At 69.3% G+C, this 17,419-nt stretch carries 12 protein-coding genes; 7 read left to right on the forward strand and 5 right to left on the reverse strand.

Translation table 11 applies throughout. The features are described 5' to 3' along the window. Nucleotides 1–154: 154 nt before the first annotated feature. The 6 genes from LRD69_RS15700 (at nt 155) to LRD69_RS15725 (ending at nt 6,460) form a co-directional block, all read left to right on the forward strand. A complete protein-coding gene (locus LRD69_RS15700) occupies nt 155–1,006 on the forward strand; it encodes a M24 family metallopeptidase (RefSeq protein ID WP_277327183.1) in 852 nt (283 codons plus the stop codon). Next, nucleotides 1,003–2,784 (forward strand): SDR family oxidoreductase, encoded by a 1,782-nt coding sequence (locus LRD69_RS15705; protein ID WP_277327184.1) that lies wholly within the window; start codon nt 1,003–1,005, stop codon nt 2,782–2,784. Before LRD69_RS15700 ends, LRD69_RS15705 begins: the two co-directional genes overlap by 4 nt. Continuing rightward, nucleotides 2,781–3,755, forward strand: a complete 975-nt coding sequence (locus LRD69_RS15710) for a MerR family transcriptional regulator (protein ID WP_277327185.1) — start codon at nt 2,781–2,783, stop codon at nt 3,753–3,755. The genes LRD69_RS15705 and LRD69_RS15710 overlap by 4 nt, the downstream gene beginning before the upstream one ends. Before the next feature lie 162 nt (nt 3,756–3,917). After that, nucleotides 3,918–4,460, forward strand: a complete 543-nt coding sequence (locus LRD69_RS15715) for an RNA 2'-phosphotransferase (protein WP_277329751.1) — start codon at nt 3,918–3,920, stop codon at nt 4,458–4,460. Nucleotides 4,461–4,527: 67 nt separating this feature from the next. Then, complete coding sequence (locus LRD69_RS15720) at nt 4,528–5,424, forward strand: LLM class flavin-dependent oxidoreductase (protein ID WP_277327186.1); 897 nt, start codon at nt 4,528–4,530, stop codon at nt 5,422–5,424. Between the two features lie 169 nt (nt 5,425–5,593). Further along, nucleotides 5,594–6,460 (forward strand): Cof-type HAD-IIB family hydrolase, encoded by an 867-nt coding sequence (locus tag LRD69_RS15725; protein WP_277327187.1) that lies wholly within the window; start codon nt 5,594–5,596, stop codon nt 6,458–6,460. A 53-nt stretch (nt 6,461–6,513) separates the two neighbouring features. Here LRD69_RS15725 and LRD69_RS15730 read toward each other — a convergent pair whose 3' ends face one another. From LRD69_RS15730 to hisC, 5 genes are all read right to left on the reverse strand, one after another. Further along, complete coding sequence (locus LRD69_RS15730; RefSeq protein WP_277327188.1) at nt 6,514–8,220, reverse strand: GAF domain-containing protein; 1,707 nt, start codon at nt 8,218–8,220, stop codon at nt 6,514–6,516. Between the two features lie 104 nt (nt 8,221–8,324). Beyond that, a complete protein-coding gene (gene cydD / locus LRD69_RS15735) occupies nt 8,325–11,861 on the reverse strand; it encodes a thiol reductant ABC exporter subunit CydD (protein ID WP_277327189.1) in 3,537 nt (1,178 codons plus the stop codon). Nucleotides 11,862–11,939: 78 nt separating this feature from the next. Further along, nucleotides 11,940–12,941 carry a cytochrome d ubiquinol oxidase subunit II gene (gene cydB, locus LRD69_RS15740; RefSeq protein ID WP_277327190.1) on the reverse strand — a complete coding sequence of 334 codons (1,002 nt, stop codon included), beginning with the start codon at nt 12,939–12,941 and terminating at the stop codon, nt 11,940–11,942. An 18-nt stretch (nt 12,942–12,959) separates the two neighbouring features. Continuing rightward, nucleotides 12,960–14,471 (reverse strand): cytochrome ubiquinol oxidase subunit I, encoded by a 1,512-nt coding sequence (locus LRD69_RS15745; protein ID WP_277327191.1) that lies wholly within the window; start codon nt 14,469–14,471, stop codon nt 12,960–12,962. A 275-nt stretch (nt 14,472–14,746) separates the two neighbouring features. Next, nucleotides 14,747–15,826: a histidinol-phosphate transaminase gene (hisC, locus tag LRD69_RS15750; RefSeq protein ID WP_277327192.1), complete on the reverse strand. Its 1,080-nt coding sequence runs from the start codon at nt 15,824–15,826 to the stop codon at nt 14,747–14,749. A gap of 369 nt (nt 15,827–16,195) precedes the next feature. Here hisC and LRD69_RS15755 point away from each other — a divergent pair, with 369 nt between their 5' ends. Then, a complete protein-coding gene (locus LRD69_RS15755) occupies nt 16,196–17,308 on the forward strand; it encodes a LacI family DNA-binding transcriptional regulator (protein ID WP_277327193.1) in 1,113 nt (370 codons plus the stop codon). The last annotated feature ends 111 nt before the right edge of the window (nt 17,309–17,419 follow it).

Genomic DNA, 17,419 nt, shown 5'->3' on the forward strand with positions numbered 1-17,419 from the left:
TCCAGGGAATCCGGCCGGGAGTGGATCGCAGTCGCCTTGCGTGGAGTCGTCCACAGGTCCGCGCACACCCCTTGACGCAGCCGCCAGGCATTGTCACATTCATCAGTGTCACGTTACGAGCACGTACCGCACACGGCATGGGACGGACGGTGGCATGGCCTCATCGGTGAAAGACCAATCGGCCCCGGAGCTCCAGGGGTTCAAAGAGGTGCAGCGCCTCGCGTACGCATGCGCGGAGGCGGTCGCCGCCCGGCTCGAACCGGGCATGACGGAGCGCGAGGCGGCCCGGATGCAGCGGGAGTGGCTGCGGAGGCGCGGGGTGCGGGACTGGTTCCATCTCCCGTTCGCCTGGTTCGGGGACCGTACGGCGTTCACCGGCTTCAAGGTGCCGTTGCAGTTCTTCCCGACCAACCGGAAGCTGGAGCCGGGGATGCCGTTCATCCTCGACATGGCCCCCGTCCACAAGGGTTTCACGGCGGACATCGGATACTCCGGCTGTCTCGGGCTCAACCCGCTGCACGACAGGCTCCTGGCCGATCTGGAGGCCCATCGCGCTCTGATTCTGAGCGAGGTGCGCGAGCGGCGTTCGCTGCGCGAGATCTACGAGGACGTCGAACGGCTGATGATCAGGCAGGGGTACGCGAACAGACATCGCGCGTACCCCTTCGGAGTCATCGCCCACAAGATCGACCGGGTCGCCGAGCGCCGCTGGTCCCCGCATGTCTTCGGGTTCGGCACGCAGTCGCTCAAGGGTCTTGTCAGTGATGCGCTGCACGGGCACCGGGACGGCTGGTCGCCGCTGTGGAGTCCGTACCGCTTCTCCGACCATCCGCCGCAGCCGGGGCTGTGGGCGGTCGAGCCCCATCTCGGATTCCGGGGCACGGGAGCGAAGTTCGAGGAGATCCTGGTCGTCACCGACTCCAAGGACCCCGAGCAGAGCGCCTTCTGGCTGGACGACGATCTGCCGCATGTGCGGCGCTGGGCCGAGGAGAAGGTGGCGGCGTGAGTCTGCAGGATCTGCCGGATTACCGCGAACGCCGGGTGCGTACGGGCGGGATCGAGCTGTGTGTCGCCGAGTTGGGCGACGGGACGCGTCCCACGCTGGTGCTCGTGCACGGCTACCCGGACAGCAAGGAAGTCTGGACGGAGGTTGCACGGCGGCTGGCCGAGCAGTGGCATGTCGTGCTGTACGACGTGCGCGGACACGGCAGGTCGACCGCGCCGTCGCCGCTGCGCGGCGGGTTCACGCTGGAGAAGCTGACCGACGACTTCCTGGCGGTGGCCGACGCGGTGAGCCCGGACCGGCCGGTGCATCTGGTCGGGCACGACTGGGGTTCGGTGCAGTCGTGGGAGTTCGCGACGGTCAAGCGCACCGAGGGCCGGATCGCTTCCTTCACATCGATGTCGGGACCCTCCCTGGACCATTTCGGACACTGGATCAAGCAGCGGATGTCCCGGCCCACCCCGCGCCGGGTCGGCCAACTGCTCGGCCAGGGAGCCAAATCCTGGTACGTGTACATGCTGCACACTCCGGTGCTGCCGGAGCTCGCCTGGCGCGGTCCGCTCGGCAGACAGTGGCCACGGATACTCCAGCGCCTGGAGAACGTGCCGGCGGGCGACTATCCGACGCCGTCCCTGCCGAACGACGCGGCGCACGGTGCCTGGCTCTACCGTGACAACGTCCGTGCCCGGTTGGGCAGGCCGCGCGGCGACGCGTACGCGCATGTGCCGGTCCAGCTGATCACACCGACCGGCGACATCTTCCTTTCGGAGAAGCTCTACGACCGACTTGAGCTCTGGGCACCGCAGTTGGTACGACGCTCCCTGCCGGCCAAGCACTGGGTGCCGCGTACCAGGCCGGACCAGCTGGCTTCCTGGATCACCGAGTTCGTCGCCACCAACGAGTCGGACCGGGAGGAGGGGCGTCCACTTCAGGCCACCGCACCGACCGGGGCGTATGCGGACCGGTTCGGCGGCCGGCTGGTGCTGGTGACGGGCGCGGCCGCCGGCATCGGACGGGCCACCGTGTTCGCCTTCGCCGAGGCGGGCGCCCGGGTGGTGGCCGTGGACCGGGATGCGGAAGGGGCTGCCAGAACGGCCGAGATGGCGCGGCTGATCGGTTCCCCGGCGGCCTGGGGCGAGGCGGTCGATGTCAGTGACGAACAGGCGATGGAGAAGCTCGCCGAGAAGGTCGCCGCCGAGTACGGCATCGTCGACGTTCTGGTCAACAATGCCGGGATCGGGCTGTCCGGCTCATTCCTGGAGACCACGAGCGAGGACTGGAAGAACGTCCTCGACGTCAATCTGTGGGGTGTCATCCACGGTTGCCGGATCTTCGGCAGGCAGATGGCCGAGCGCGGTCAGGGGGGCCATATCGTCAACACCGCCTCCGCTGCCGCATATCAGCCGTCCCGGGCGCTGCCCGCGTACAGCACTTCCAAGGCTGCCGTGCTGATGCTCAGCGAGTGCCTGCGGGCCGAACTGGCCGAGCGCTCGATCGGCGTCAGCGCGATCTGCCCCGGCATCGTGAACACCAACATCACCGCGACGGCGCATTTCGCCGGGGCCGACGCCGCCGAGGAGAAGCGGCTGCAGAAGCGGACCGGCCGGCTGTACGGGCTCCGCAACTACCCGCCGGAGAAGGTCGCCGACGCGATCATCGAGGCCGTGGTGCACAACCGTGCCGTGGTGCCGGTGACACCGGAGGCCCGCGCCGCCAGGTTTTTGTCCCGGTTCAGCCCCGGCTCACTGCGCGGGATCGCCCGGCTGAAGCCGCCGCTGTGAGCGGGCCGGGGACAACGGGCGGGACGAGTCGGCTACGCGCCGAGTACCGGATCGAGGACCTGGCGCATGCGAGCGGCGCCACGGTCCGCACGATCCGGGCCTATCAGGACCGGGGGCTGTTGCCTACCCCGGAGCGGCGCGGCCGGGCCAATGTGTACGGGGAGACGCATCTCGCCCGGCTCCGGCAGATCGCCGATCTGCTGGACCGTGGCTACACGCTGGCCAGCATCAAGGAGTTGCTGGAGGCGTGGGACGAGGGCCGCGGTCTCGGCGGGGTGCTCGGGCTCGTCGCCGAGGTGCACGGCCCGTGGACCGACGAGCAGGCCGACCGGATCACCCGCGACGAGCTGCACCGGAAGTTCGGCGGCATACAGGACGATCAGGCGGTCGCCGAGGCGGTCGAGCTCGGAGTGCTTGAACCGATCCCCGGAAAGGAGGACGAGTTCCTCGTACCGAGCCCGCAAGAACTGTCGGTGGCAGTCGAGTTGCACGCGGCCGGTGTGCCGCTCACCGCAATCTCAGGACATCTGAGGGAACTTCGCGTCCAGGTGGAACACATCGCCTCCCGTTTCCTGGAGTTCACCACAGAGCACGTGTTCGCCCGTTACCTCGGCCATCGGCCACCGACGGACGCGGATGCGGCCGAGGCGGCCGAGCTGGTGCGCCGGCTCCGGCCGCTCGCCCAGCAGACGGTCGATGCAGAACTCGCCCGTGCCATGCGGATGTTCGCCACCCGCCATCTGCACCACCATCTCGGCACCGGCACTCCGCTCGGAGCTGCGTTCTCGGCCGATGAGTCACGTTCTGTGCTGCTTCCGCCGGACACGATACAGGCCGTGCAGCGGCTTGTTGGGACAGAGAACGTCACGTCCTTCATCACGGCGGCCACCGAACGGGAGGTACAGAAAAGGACATTGGACACACTCGCCACATCACACGCTAAATCCAGGCAAGTTGATCAAATCGATTGATTTCTCTGGTACTTGTCCACAGAATCGCCAAATTGCCTGTGGATAAAGCTAGTTGGCTGTGGATCAAACCTGTGAACGAAAATCGGCGGTGTGCATCCTGACCAAATCCGGATGCGTTGACGAGATCGTCACGGGCACTCTTGCGGGATGGACGACAGCGGGATGGACGAGAGACGCACCGTCAAGGTGTCCAAATACCTTTCGAAGCACCTGCGGCATCACCCCGAGCGCATCGGCATCACTCTCGATGCGAACGGCTGGGTGCCGATCGACGAGCTGCTGCGGGCCACGGCCCGGCACAATTTCCCCATCACCCGGGCCGAGCTCGACCATGTCGTCGCGGCCAATGACAAACAGCGCTACGCCATCGAGGGCGACCGCATCCGTGCGAGCCAGGGCCACACCGTCCCGGTGGACCTCGGTCTGCCACCCGCCGAGCCGCCGGCGTACCTCTACCACGGCACGGTGGGCCGCGTCCTGGACGCGATCCGTACCGAGGGGCTGCGCCCCATGAACCGGCGCCACGTCCATCTCTCGCCCGACCGCGAGACGGCGACCCGTGTCGGCGCCCGGCGCGGGCGCCCTGTCGTCCTCTCCGTGGACGCGGCGGCGATGCACCGGGCCGGCCACGTCTTCTACGTCAGCGCGAACGGCGTCTGGCTCACCGACGCGGTACCGCCCGAGTTCCTGCGCTTCCCCGGCTGAGCCCGACCCGCACCTACCGCGGAACCGGTCCCCCTGCCGCCCTGTCGCCCGCCGTATGGTCATAGGTATGCGTCTGAGCACTGCAATTCTGCCGATCCACCGCTGGAGCGAGGGCCGCAAGGTCTGGCAGCGCGCCGAGGAACTGGGTTTCCACGCCGCGTACACGTACGACCACCTGGCCTGGCGGACCTTCCGCGACGGACCGTGGTTCGGTGCGGTTCCGACCCTGACCGCAGCGGCCGCCGCCACCGAGCGGATCCGTCTGGGCACCCTCGTCACCTCCCCGAACTTCCGGCACCCGGTGACCTTGGCCAAGGACCTCATCACGCTGGACGACGTCGCCGACGGACGTATCACCCTCGGTATCGGTGCAGGCGGCAACGGTTTCGACGCCACGACACTGCGCCGGAGCGACGAGGAGCCATGGACCCCGCGCGAGCGGGCCGACCACTTCGCCGAGTTCGTTCCCCTGCTCGACCGGCTGCTGCGGGAACCGTCGGTCACGCACGAGGGGGAGTTCTACTCGGCGAACGAGGCGCGGAACATCCCCGGCTGTGTGCAGCGCCCGAGGCTGCCGTTCGCCGTGGCCGCCACCGGGCCGCGCGGGCTGAAGCTCGCCGCGCAGTACGGGCAGGCCTGGGTCACCACCGGCGACCCCAAGCTGTTCGAAGAGGGCACGCCCGCGCAGTCCGTGGAGGCCATCCGCGGGCAGCTCAAGAAGCTCGGGACGGCCTGCGAGGCCATCGGCCGGGATGTCGGTGAGCTGGACAAGATCCTGCTCACCGGCTTCACCCCGGACCGCCCCCTGGAGTCCTTCGACGCGTTCGTGGACTTCGCAGGCACCCACTTCGAGCTGGGGTTCACGGAGATCGTCATCCACTGGCCGATCGCGGACTCCGACTTCGCGGCGGACGAGAAGGTCTTCGAGCGGATCGCCACCGAAGGCCTGTCCCAGCTCGGCTGACCCTCGGACCCGCTGTCGGCGGCAGACCGTCGTCGGCCGCCGGCAGCGCGCCAGGGGATCCGAGATCCCCTGGCATATGCGGCAGGCATGTTCCCCAGCTCAGAGGCGCGCGCCCTCATATGTGCGCCCCTCCGCACACCCGTGCGCCGTCGTACGCGAGAATGGCGGGGTGACCTCAGCTATCGAATCGCCTCTGCCTGCCCTTCCCCGGCTGGTCGCCACCGATCTGGACGGCACTCTGCTGCGTGACGACAAAACCGTCTCGGACCGCACCGTCGCGGCTCTCGCCGCGGCCGAGGAGGCCGGGATCGAGGTCTTCTTCGTCACCGGACGCCCGGCCCGCTGGATGGATGTCGTCAGCGACCATGTCCACGGCCACGGCCTGGCGATCTGCGCGAACGGCGCCGCGGTCGCCGATCTGCACGCGGGCGGCAAGCTGCTGAAGGTCCGGCCGCTGGAACGTGGCGCCGCCCTCGCGGTCGTCCACGCCCTGCGTGCGGCCGCCCCGGGCACGACGTTCGCCGTGGAGCTGACGACCGGCATCCACTACGAGCCGGCCTACCCGCCGTTCCACGTCGACCCGGGCGCCACCGTCGCCATCGCCGAGAAGCTGCTCCACGAGGAGACCCCGGGCTCGGGCGTCCCCGTTCTGAAGCTTCTCGCGCACCACACGGAGCTGGCCCCCGACGACTTCCTCGATGTGGCCCGCGCCGCAGCCGGCGATGTGGCGTCCTTCACCCGGTCCAGCCCCACGGCCCTGCTGGAAGTCAGCGGTCTCGGCGTCTCCAAGGCCAGCACGCTGGCGCTCTGCTGTGCCGAGCGCGGCATCTCGCCCGCCGAGGTCGTCGCCTTCGGGGACATGCCGAACGACGTGGAGATGCTGAGCTGGGCAGGCACCTCGTACGCGATGGCCAACGCTCACCCCGCAGCGCTCGCCGCCGCCTCCGGCCGGACCGTCACCAACAACGAGGACGGTGTCGCGGTCGTCGTCGAACGGCTGGTCGCCGAGCGCCGGACGCACCGCACCGAAGGCTGAACACCGGCCACGAACGGCGGCAGACCACGAAGCCTCGCACCAGCGACCGGCCGTCACAGCGGTGCCTCCCACACCACCGTCGTGCCTCCGCCGCCCTCCCCGATGCCCGGCCCGAACCAGCTCGCCCCGCCCAGCGATTCCGCCCTGCGCGCCAGATTCCGCAGCCCGCTGCGGCGGCTGCCCTCCGGGATGCCCACCCCGTCGTCGGCCACCGACAGACGTACCGCGTCGCGTCCGTCGGGCAGTGCGGCCGTCGCGTCGACGACCACGTCGATCAAGGACGCCTCGGCATGCCGGAACGCGTTGGACAGCGCCTCCCGCAGCGCAGCGATCAGGTTCTTGCCGGTCCGCTCGCCCACCAGTGAGTCGACCGGGCCGAGGAAGCGGTGGGACGGCTTGAAGCCCAGAGGGACGGCCGCCATGTTGATCTCGCGCAGGACGCGGGTGCGCAGCCCTGACGGCGCCTCGGCCGGCTCCGGCTGGAGTGCGAAGATCGCGGTACGGATCTCCTGGATGGTCACGTCCAGTTCGTCGACCGCCCGGCCGACGCCGGTCTGCACCTCCGGCACGTCCGAGCGGCGCTGCGCGCTCTCCAGCATCATCCCGGTGGCGAACAGCCGCTGGATGACCAGATCGTGCAGGTCACGGGCGATCCGGTCGCGGTCCTCGTACACCGCGAGCCGCTCCCGGTCCCGCTGTGCTTCGGCCATCATCAGTGCGAGCGCGGCCTGCGAGGCGAACTGCGTGGCCAGTGTCCGTTCGGTCTTGGTGAACGGTCGGTCGCCGCGGGCGCGTGGGGTGGCGAGCGCCCCGAGGACCCGTCCGCCGCTGTGCAGCGGCAGGAACATGCTCGGGCCGTACGGGTGCGCCGGCCTGATGACCATGCGGGAGTCGGTGGCCAGGTCGTCCATGAAGACTGCCTCGCCGGCCAGCAGTTCGGCGACGGCAGGACTCTCCGGGCCGATGATCACTCCGAGCGAGGCTGACGGGCTGTCGGCGGAGACGGCGACGATCTCCAGACCGCCCTCCTCGGCCGGAAGGAGCACGATCCCCGCGGCGGAGTCGGCGAGATGGCGGGCCTGTTCGGCGACGACCGCGAGGGCGTCGTCGGCGTCCCCGCCGGAGAGCAGCGCGGTGGTCACGGCCACCGATCCGTCGATCCACCGTTCGCGCTGGCGTGCTGCCTCGTACAGCCGGGCGTTGCCGATGGCGATCCCGGCCTCCGTGGCGAGCACCCGCACCATGTGCAGGTCGTAGTCGGTGAACTCGGCCCCGCCCTCCTTCTCGGCGAGATAGAGATTGCCGAAGATCTCTCCCTGTACCCGGATCGGGACGCCGAGGAAGGTCCGCATCGGGGGATGACCGGCGGGAAATCCTTCGAACCTCGGATCGGCCGTCAGATCGGCGAGCCTGACGGGTGCCGGATCGTGGATCAGCGCTCCGAGCAGCCCCCGCTGCCCGCCGGGCCGGTGCCCGATCTCGTCTTCCACCTCTTTCGGCACCCCGTGTGTCAGGAAGTCGGAGAGTCCTGCGCCCTCCTCGTCGACGACGCCGATGGCGGCGTAGCGGGCGTCGGCGAGTTCGGCCGCGGTGTCGCAGATCCGGTCGAGGGTGGAGTGCAGTTCGAGCCCGGTGCCGACGGAACGCATGGCTTCCAGGAGTTGCGGGACGCGGGCGGTGAGCTCGGTGGACAGGCCCTGCAGGCTGTGCGTCGCCTGCGTTGCGGCTTCGAGTGAGTCCTTCGGGTCCTGCTCTGACATACCCAGAGCCTAGTTAGTCCCTTTTGGGGAGGAAAGTCGGCTGGAGTGGTCCGGCGGCTCGCTCCGGCAGCCGCCGGCCCACCTCTTGGGCCGGCGGAAGGGCGCTACAGCCGTGCGGCCACGTCCGGCATCTGTACGGTCTCCTGTTCGCGCTCCAGCATCCGGCGCAACGGTCCGTCGGCGGCCGCCAGAACGGTGTACGGGCCGCGTTGCACGATCCTGCCCGCGTCCATCACCACCACCTCGTCGACGGCTTCGAGCCCCGCCAGCCGATGAGTGATCAGGACCGTCGTACGGCCCCGGGTCGCGGCCAGCAGATCCGCCGTCAGGGCATCCGCCGTTGCCAGGTCGAGATGCTCGGCCGGCTCGTCCAGGACGAGCACGGGGAAGTCGGCCAGGAGTGCGCGGGCCAGCGCAAGCCGCTGGCGCTGGCCGCCGGAGAGCCGCGCGCCGTGCTCACCGACGAGGGTGTCGAGCCCGTCGGGCAGCGCTTCGGCCCAGTCGAGCAGCCGTGCCTCGGCGAGAGCGTCCCGCAGGTCGTCGTCCGTCGCGCCGGTACGGGCGAGCCTGAGGTTCTCCCGGATGGAGCTGTCGAAGACATGGGCGTCCTGGGCACAGAGTCCGACGTACTGCCGCACGGTGTCCCCGTCCAGGGTGGAGGCTTCCACACCCCCGATCCGGTACGTCCCCGCCCGCGCGTCCAGGAAGCGGAGCAGGACCTGCGCGAGGGTGGTCTTCCCGGAGCCCGAGGGACCGACGACGGCGATGCGCCGGCCTGCGGTCAGTGTCAGGTCGACCGAGTCCAGGGCGTCCCGAGACGCTCCCGCGTACCGGGCGGCCAGCCCCCGCACCTCCAGCGGGAACGGTGTTGCGGGGGCCTCGGCCGAGGTGGCGGGCTCGTGCACCGGCACCGGGGCGTCCAGCACCTCGTACACCCGCTCCGCGCTCCGCCTGACCCGGTGCCGGTACTGGGCGGCGAGCGGCAGACCGGTCACGGCTTCGAACGCGGCGAGCGGGGTGAGCACCACCACCGCGAGCTCCACGCCTTCCAGCCGTCCGTCGTGAACCGCCGGGACCGCGACGAGCGCGGCGACGACGACGGTGAGTCCGCAGATCAGGGCGGAGAGGCCGCCGCCGAGCGCGGTGGCCGCGGCTGCCCGTGCCGCGATCCTGGTCAACACGGTGTCGGCCTCCCGCGTCCTCTCCTTGCGTGCGGGCAGCGCGCCCGCGACGGTCAGTTCGGCCGTGCCGCCGAGCAGATCGGTGATCCTGGTGGCCAGGTCGGCCCGTGCGGGCGCCAGTTGACGTTCCGCACGGCGGGCGCCCGCACCACTCACCAGCGGCACCCCGACACCGGCCAGCAGCAGCCCGGCGGCGAGTACGACGCCCGCCTGGGGCAGCAGCCAGCCGGTGAACCCTGCGGCTGCGGATCCCACCACCACCGCGGTCCCGGCGGGCAGCAGCCACCGCAGCCAGTAGTCCTGCAGCGCGTCGACATCGGCGACGAGCCGGGACAGCAGGTCCCCTCGCCGCGTGCGGCGCAGACCGGCCGGTGCGATGCGCTCCAGTCCGCGGTACACGGCCACGCGCAGCTCGGCGAGCATGCTCAGCACCGCGTCGTGCGAGACCAGACGCTCGGCATAGCGGAAGACGGCGCGTCCGAGCCCGAAGGCACGGGTCGCGGTCACGGCGACCATCAGATAGAGCACGGGAGGCTGCTCGGAGGCCCGGGAGATCAGCCAGCCGGAGACGGCCATGAGACCGACGGTGGAACCCAGGGCGAGGCTGCCCAGCAACAGGGCGAGCGCGAACCGTCCGCGCTGTGCCCCTGCGGCCTCCCGGACCCGGGCGAGCACCTTTCCGGTGCGGGCCGCTGTCTCGCGCAGCACCTCGGGCTCCCGCTCGCCCTCGTACGTGTCCGGGCTCCCCGGCCCGTCCGTGCGCGCCTGCCGCGGCACCGCGGCCACCGCCTCGGCCGGCCTCCTGGCCGGCCGCCCTTGCGGTGCATCACCGCGTTCCAGCGTCACCACCCGGTCGGCAACCGCGAGCAGGGCCGGCCGGTGCACGACGAGCAGCACGGTCCGCCCCGCCGCCAGCCTCCGTACCGCGTCGACGATCTCCGCCTCCGTCTCGCCGTCCAGGCTCGCGGTCGGCTCGTCGAGCAGCAGCACCGGCCGGTCGGCGAGGAACGCCCGCGCGAGCGCGAGCCGCTGCCGCTGACCGGCGGAGAGTCCGGCGCCGTCCTCGCCGAGGAGCGTCTGCGCGCCGTCGGGCAGCTCCGTCACGAAGTCGTGCGCCCCCGCGTCCCGCAACGCCGCCTCCACCGCGCTGTCGTCCGCGTCCGGCCGGGCCAGCCGTACGTTCTCCGCGATCGTGCCCGCGAAAAGCTGTGGGCGCTGCGGCACCCAGGCGATCCGCTCCCGCCAGCGCTCGGGCGCGAGCGTCGACAGATCGGCGCTGCCGATCCGCACCCGGCCCTCGTCGGGCGCCGCGAACCCCAGCAGCGCATGGAGCAGCGTGGACTTTCCGACGCCGCTCGGGCCGACCAGGGCTACGGTCTCCCCTTCGTCCACCACCAGCGAGGCCCTGTCCAGCGAAGGCTCGGTACGGCCCGCGTGCCGTACGGTCACCCCCTCCAGCTCCAGGCGCAGCGACTGCGGGACATCCGCCGTGCCGCCGGCCTGCGGCTCGGTCTCCAGGACCGCGAAGATCTCCTCCGCGGCCGAGAGCCCTTCGGCCGCTGCGTGGTACTGCGCGCCGACCTGCCGGATCGGCAGATAGGCCTCGGGCGCGAGGATCAGCACCACCAGGCCTGTGTAGAGGTCGAGTTCGCCGTGGACGAGCCGCATGCCGATGGTGACGGCAACCAGCGCCACCGACAGGGTGGCGAGAAGCTCCAGCGCGAAGGACGACAGGAAGGCGATCCGCAGAGTCCGGAGGGTGGCCCTGCGGTACTGCGAGGTGATGGTGCGAATGGACTCGGCCTGAGCCTTGGCGCGGCCGAAGACCTTCAGCGTGGGCAGTCCGGCGACCACGTCGAGGAAGTGTCCGGAGAGCCGGGAGAGCAACTGCCACTGGCGGTCCATCCGGGACTGGGTGGCCCAGCCGATCAGAATCATGAAGAGCGGGATGAGCGGCAGTGTGACCACGATGATCGCCGCCGAGACCCAGTCCTCGGTGACGATCCGGGCGAGGACCGCCACCGGCACGATCACCGCGAGACCGAGCTGCGGCAGATAGCGCGCGAAGTAGTCGTCGAGCGCGTCGACACCCCGGGTGGCGAGGGCCACAAGGGAGCCGGTGCGCTGGCCGCTCAGCCACTCCGGCCCGAGCGCCGCCGCCCGGTCGAGCAGCCGGCCGCGGAGTTCGGACTTGACCGCCGCGCTGGCCCGGTACGCGGCCAGTTCGGTCAGCCAGGAGACCAGCCCCCGGCCCAGCGCGACCGCTGCGAGCAGGACCAGCGGGGTGCGCAGCCCCGGGACGGTCAGCCCGTCCTCGAACCCGCCCACCACCACGTCGGCGATGAGCACGGCCTGGGCGACGACCAGCGCCGCACCGACCGCCCCGAGTGCCACCACGGCCATGAGGAAGAGACGGGTGGCGCGGGCGTGGTGGAGCAGACGCGGATCGATCGGTTTCACGTGAAACAGCCCCCAGAGAGCTCAGTCGGTGGACCGGAGCGGGAGAAAGGCCGGGACCCCTCTCCCGCGCGGGGTGCGTCAGTGTGCTTCGGCGATGTGCTGCGTGCCGATGCGCTTGCGGAACACCCAGTACGTCCACCCCTGGTACAGCAGCACCACAGGAGTGGCGATTCCGGCGCACCAGGTCATGATCTTCAGCGTGTACGGGCTGGACGAGGCGTTGGTGACTGTGAGGTTCCAAGCGTCGTTCAGCGAGGACGGCATGACGTTCGGAAAGAGGGTCAGGAAGAGCATCGCGACGGCGGCCACGATGGTCACTCCGGAGAACGCGAACGACCAGCCCTCACGTCCCGCCGCTATGGCAGCGATCGCTCCGACCAGCGCCAGCACGGCGATGACCATCGCGACGAGACTCCTGCCGTCGCCGTTGTCGGCCTGGGTCCAGATCAGGAAGCCGAGTGCGAGCACCGCGGTTGCCAGGCCCAGCTTGAACGCCATGGCACGCGAGCGCTCCCTGATGTCCCCGACCGTCTTGAGCGCGGCGAACACCGCACCGTGGAAGGTGAAGAGGAAGAGTGTGACCAGTCCGCCGAGGATTGCGTACGGGTTGAGCAGGTCCCCGAAAGTGCCCACGTACTCCATGTCGGCGTCGATCTTCACGCCCCGCACGATGTTCCCGAAGGCCACGCCCCAGAGCAGGGCCGGAATCAGCGAGGTCCAGAAGATCGCATGCTCCCAGTTGGTCTGCCACCTCTCCTCGGGCCGCTTCGCCCGGTACTCGAAGGCGACACCGCGCACGATCAGGCAGAGCAGAATGATCAGCAGCGGCAGGTAGAAGCCGGAGAACAGGGTCGCGTACCACTCGGGGAAGGCGGCGAAGGTCGCACCGCCCGCGGTGAGCAGCCATACCTCGTTGCCGTCCCAGACGGGTCCGATCGTATTGATCAGGACCCGCCGCTCCTTGCGGTCCCGGGCCAGCAGCTTGGTGAGGACACCGATACCGAAGTCGAAGCCCTCCAGGAAGAAGTAGCCGGTCCAGAGAACGGCGATGAGTACGAACCAGACGTCGTGGAGTTCCATCTCTGCGCTCCTCTGCTCTCAGTAGGAGAAGGCCATCGGCCGGTCGGCGTCGTCGTGGTCGTCGCCGCCGATCCTGGTGGGCGGGTTGAGATCGGACTCCGTGAGCTCCGGTGGTCCGGCCTTGATGTACTTCACGAGCAGCTTGACCTCGACCACGGCGAGCGTCCCGTAGAGCAGGGTGAAGAGGATCATGGAGGTGAGCACCTCACCCTGGGAGACGCCGGGAGAGACCGCATTGCGCGTCTGCAGCACCCCGTAGACGACCCAGGGCTGGCGGCCCATCTCGGTGAAGATCCAGCCCCAGGAGTTGGCGACCAACGGGAAGAGGAGCGTCCACAGAGCGACGATCCAGTAGAGCCTGGCGAACTTCGGGCTGAGCGCCTTGTTCTTGAAGAGGACCAGGTGCGGCACTTCGTCCTCGCCGGTCCGCAGTCCCGGCCGCAGCATGAACCTCTTGCGCGTCAGCCACAGTCCGAGCAGGCCGAGGCCGAAGGACGCCATGCCGAAGCCGATCATCCAGCGGAAGCTCCAGAAGGCGACCGGGATGTTGGGCCGGTAGTCGCCGGGGCCGAATCGCTCCTGCTCCGCCTTGTTGATGTCGTTGATGCCGGGGACGTACGAATGGAAATCGTCGTCCGCGAGGAAGGACAGTATCCCCGGGATCGAGATCTCCACGGTGTTGTGGCCCTTGGCCACGTCCCCGACCGCGAAGATCGAGAAGGGGGCCGCGTCCTGCCCCTCCCACAGCGCCTCGGCCGCGGCCATCTTCATCGGCTGCTGCTTGAACATGACCTTGCCCAGCGTGTCGCCGCTGACGGCGGTGAGCAGACCGGCGATCACGACGGTGACCAGTCCGAGCCGGAGCGAGGTGCGCATCACCGGGATGTGCTTCTTGCGCGCCAGATGAAAGGCGGCAATGCCGACCATGAACGCACCGCCGACCAGGAAGGCCGCCGAGATGGTGTGGAAGAACTGGGCGAGCGCGGTGTTCTGGGTGAGCACATGCCAGAAGTCGGTGAGCTCGGCCCGGCCCCGTTCCTTGTTGATCCGGTAGCCGACCGGGTGCTGCATCCAGGAGTTCGCCGCCAGGATGAAGTACGCGGAGAGGATCGTCCCGATGGAGACCATCCAGATGCAGGCGAGGTGGATCCTCTTCGGCAGCCGGTCCCAGCCGAAGATCCACAGTCCGATGAAGGTGGACTCGAAGAAGAAGGCGATCAACGCCTCGAAGGCGAGCGGGGCACCGAAGACGTCACCGACGAATCGCGAGTAGTCGGACCAGTTCATGCCGAACTGGAACTCCTGGACGATGCCGGTGACGACACCCATGGCGATGTTGATCAGGAAGAGCTTCCCCCAGAACTTCGTGGCCCTGAGGTACTTCTCCTTGTTGGTCCGCACCCAGGCGGTCTGCAGGCCGGCGGTGAGCGCGGCCAGAGAGATCGTGAGGGGAACGAAGAGGAAGTGGTAGACGGTGGTGATGCCGAACTGCCATCGCGCCAAGGTCTCGGGCGCCAGTGCTAGCTCCACGTCGTCTTCTCCTTACGTCGCCGTAGCCACAGCGGCAGTTTGCCCTGTTAATCCGACTGTTCAAGGGAGAAACAGGACAGCTTGTGAACGCGTTCACATTCACAAGCATTATGGCGCACAGGCTTTCGGGATGTTCGAGGGGGGTCCCCCTGGGCCTCTCGTCCGGGACGCCCGCACACGGAAAGGCCCCGCACCTCGACGAACGAGAGGTGCGGGGCCTTCCGGTGCACACATACGCGCCTCGGCGCGTTGCCGTATGCGCGAGCAGGAGTCGGCTACAGCTCCTCGCGGTACGCCTCCGCCACCCTCAGGAACACGTCGTTCGCCTCGTCCTCGCCGATCGTGACCCGCACACCCTCGCCCGCGAACGGCCTGACCACGACACCGGCCCGCTCGCAGGCCCCGGCGAAGTCGAGTGCACGGTCGCCGAGCCGCAGCCAGATGAAGTTGGCCTGCGAATCCGGAACGGTCCACCCCTGGCCCACCAGAGCCTTCTGCACGCGGGTCCGCTCACAGACCAGGGAGCCCACCCGGCCGAGAAGTTCGTCCTCGGCGCGCATCGAGGCGACCGCCGCGTCCTGCGCCACTTGACTGACCCCGAACGGCACCGCGGTCTTGCGCAGTGCGGCCGCCACCGGCTCATGGGCCACCGCGAACCCGACCCGCAGGCCTGCCAGCCCGTAGGCCTTGGAGAACGTCCGCAGCACCGCAACATTGGGCCGGTCCCGGTAGATCTCGAGTCCGTCCGGCACCTCGATGTCGCGGATGAACTCCTTGTACGCCTCGTCGAGCACCACGAGCACATCGCCCGGCACCCGGTCCAGGAACCGCTCCAGCTCGGCCCTGCGCACCACCGTCCCGGTCGGGTTGTTCGGGTTGCATACGAAGATCATCCGGGTGCGGTCCGTGATCGCGTCCGCCATCGCGTCGAGGTCGTGCACCTCGCCGTCGGTGAGCGGCACCTTCACCGAGGTCGCACCGCTGATCTGGGTGATGATCGGGTACGCCTCGAAGGAGCGCCAGGCATAGATGACCTCGTCGCCCGGGCCCGACGTGGCCTGAAGCAGCTGCTGCGCCACCCCGACGGAGCCGGTACCGGTGGCGAGATGCGAGAGAGGCACACCGAACCGGTCGGACAGCTCGTTCATCAGCCCGGTGCAGGCCATGTCGGGGTAGCGGTTGAAGTTCGCGGCCGCGGCCAGGGCGGACTCCATCACCCCGGGCAGCGGCGGATACGGGTTCTCGTTGGAGGACAGCTTGAACGCGACCGGTCCGCCGGCCGCCGCCGCCCGGCCCGGTACATAGGCGGGGACGCCGTCCAGCTCGGCGCGCAGCTTGGGGCTCGTCTTGCTCACCGCAGGTCCTCCTCGACCGTCGTACACATCAATACTGCTCACCTTATGAGGATTGGGCGCTGCTGCGAATGGGAGAGCGGAGGAATCGTCCGGTGGGCCCGGGAATGGGGGGAGCGTTTCTCATCCTGGCGCACGCCGGTGGTTCACGCCGTGGCGCGCATCCCCCGAAGAGGTGAGTTGAGACCTCTTCGAAACATCGACCATTTAGCAGGCCCATCCGCATCGACACATCACAGACCATGACCTAGCGCATCAACTCCCTTGCTTTACAAGGCATTTGACGTGCAATGATCATGCAGAAACGTGTCTGTCAATGCGTGAATATGCGACCGGCCCAACCAGCCACCCGAGCCCTACTATCGGCTCGCCATGACAGCAGCAGGGAAGCACCAGGTGAGCCGGACGGAGACACCCCGGCGCGGCGGACGGCAGGGACGAGCGGGAATCCGTGATGTGGCCGCCGCCGCCGGAGTCTCCATCACGACCGTCTCCGACGCGCTCAACGGCAAGGGCAGGCTCCCGGACGCCACCCGCCGCCATGTCCGCGAGGTCGCCGAGCGCCTGGGCTACCGCCCGTCCGCCGCGGCCCGAACGCTCCGTACCGGCAAGTCCGGCCTCATCGGCCTGACCGTCACGACGTACGGGGATGAACCTTTCACCTTCACCGAATTCGCCTATTTCGCGGAGATGGCCAGAGCGGCCACCTCCGCCGCGCTCGCCCGCGGCTACGCCCTTGTCATCCTCCCCGCCACTTCACGCCATGACGTCTGGTCGAATGTGGCGCTCGACGGCACCGTGGTCATCGACCCCTCCGACCAGGATCCGGTCGTCACCGAACTCGTCCGCCAGGGGCTGCCCGTCGTCTCGGACGGCCGCCCCGCCGGGACCCTTCCGGTCACCGCCTGGGTGGACAACGACCACCGTGCCGCGGTGCTCGACCTCCTCGACCATCTCGCCGCCGCCGGGGCCCGCCGGATCGGCCTCCTCACCGGCACCACCACGGACACGTACACCCGGCTCTCCACCACCGCGTACCTCCACTGGTGCGAGCGCGTGGGCCAGGACCCGGTGTACGAGTCCTATCCGGCTCACGACCCGTGCGCGGGGGCGGTCGCAGCCGACCGTCTCCTCGCCCGCCCCGACCGGCCCGACGCCGTCTACGGACTCTTCGACCCCAACGGCACCGATCTCCTGGCAGCCGCCCGCCGGTACGGACTGCGCGTTCCCGAGGACCTGCTGCTCGTCTGCTGCAGCGAGTCCACCGTGTACGCGACGACCGAACCGCCCATCACGACACTCTCGCTCAAGCCGCGCCGCATCGGCACAGCGGTCGTCCAGCTCTTGATCGACGCCATCGAAGGCGTCGATCAGGACGGTCCGGTGGAACGGGTCATACCGACCGAACTCATCGTCCGGACGTCCTCGCAACGCCGTCCGCCCCGCACCACGGTCAGCGCCCCTCGCTCCCCGTCCGGGGATTGATCAGGTCAATTAGGACCAATCGGCCAGTGAACCCGGCGTGCGCCCGGATTCACCACCCCTGGTGCATCACAGAGCACGATCCGCATTCCTATGATGGGCGCACGACACCGC

The sequence above is a fragment of the Streptomyces sp. JH14 genome (assembly GCF_029428675.1).
In the GTDB taxonomy this organism is placed as follows: Bacteria; Actinomycetota; Actinomycetes; order Streptomycetales; family Streptomycetaceae; genus Streptomyces.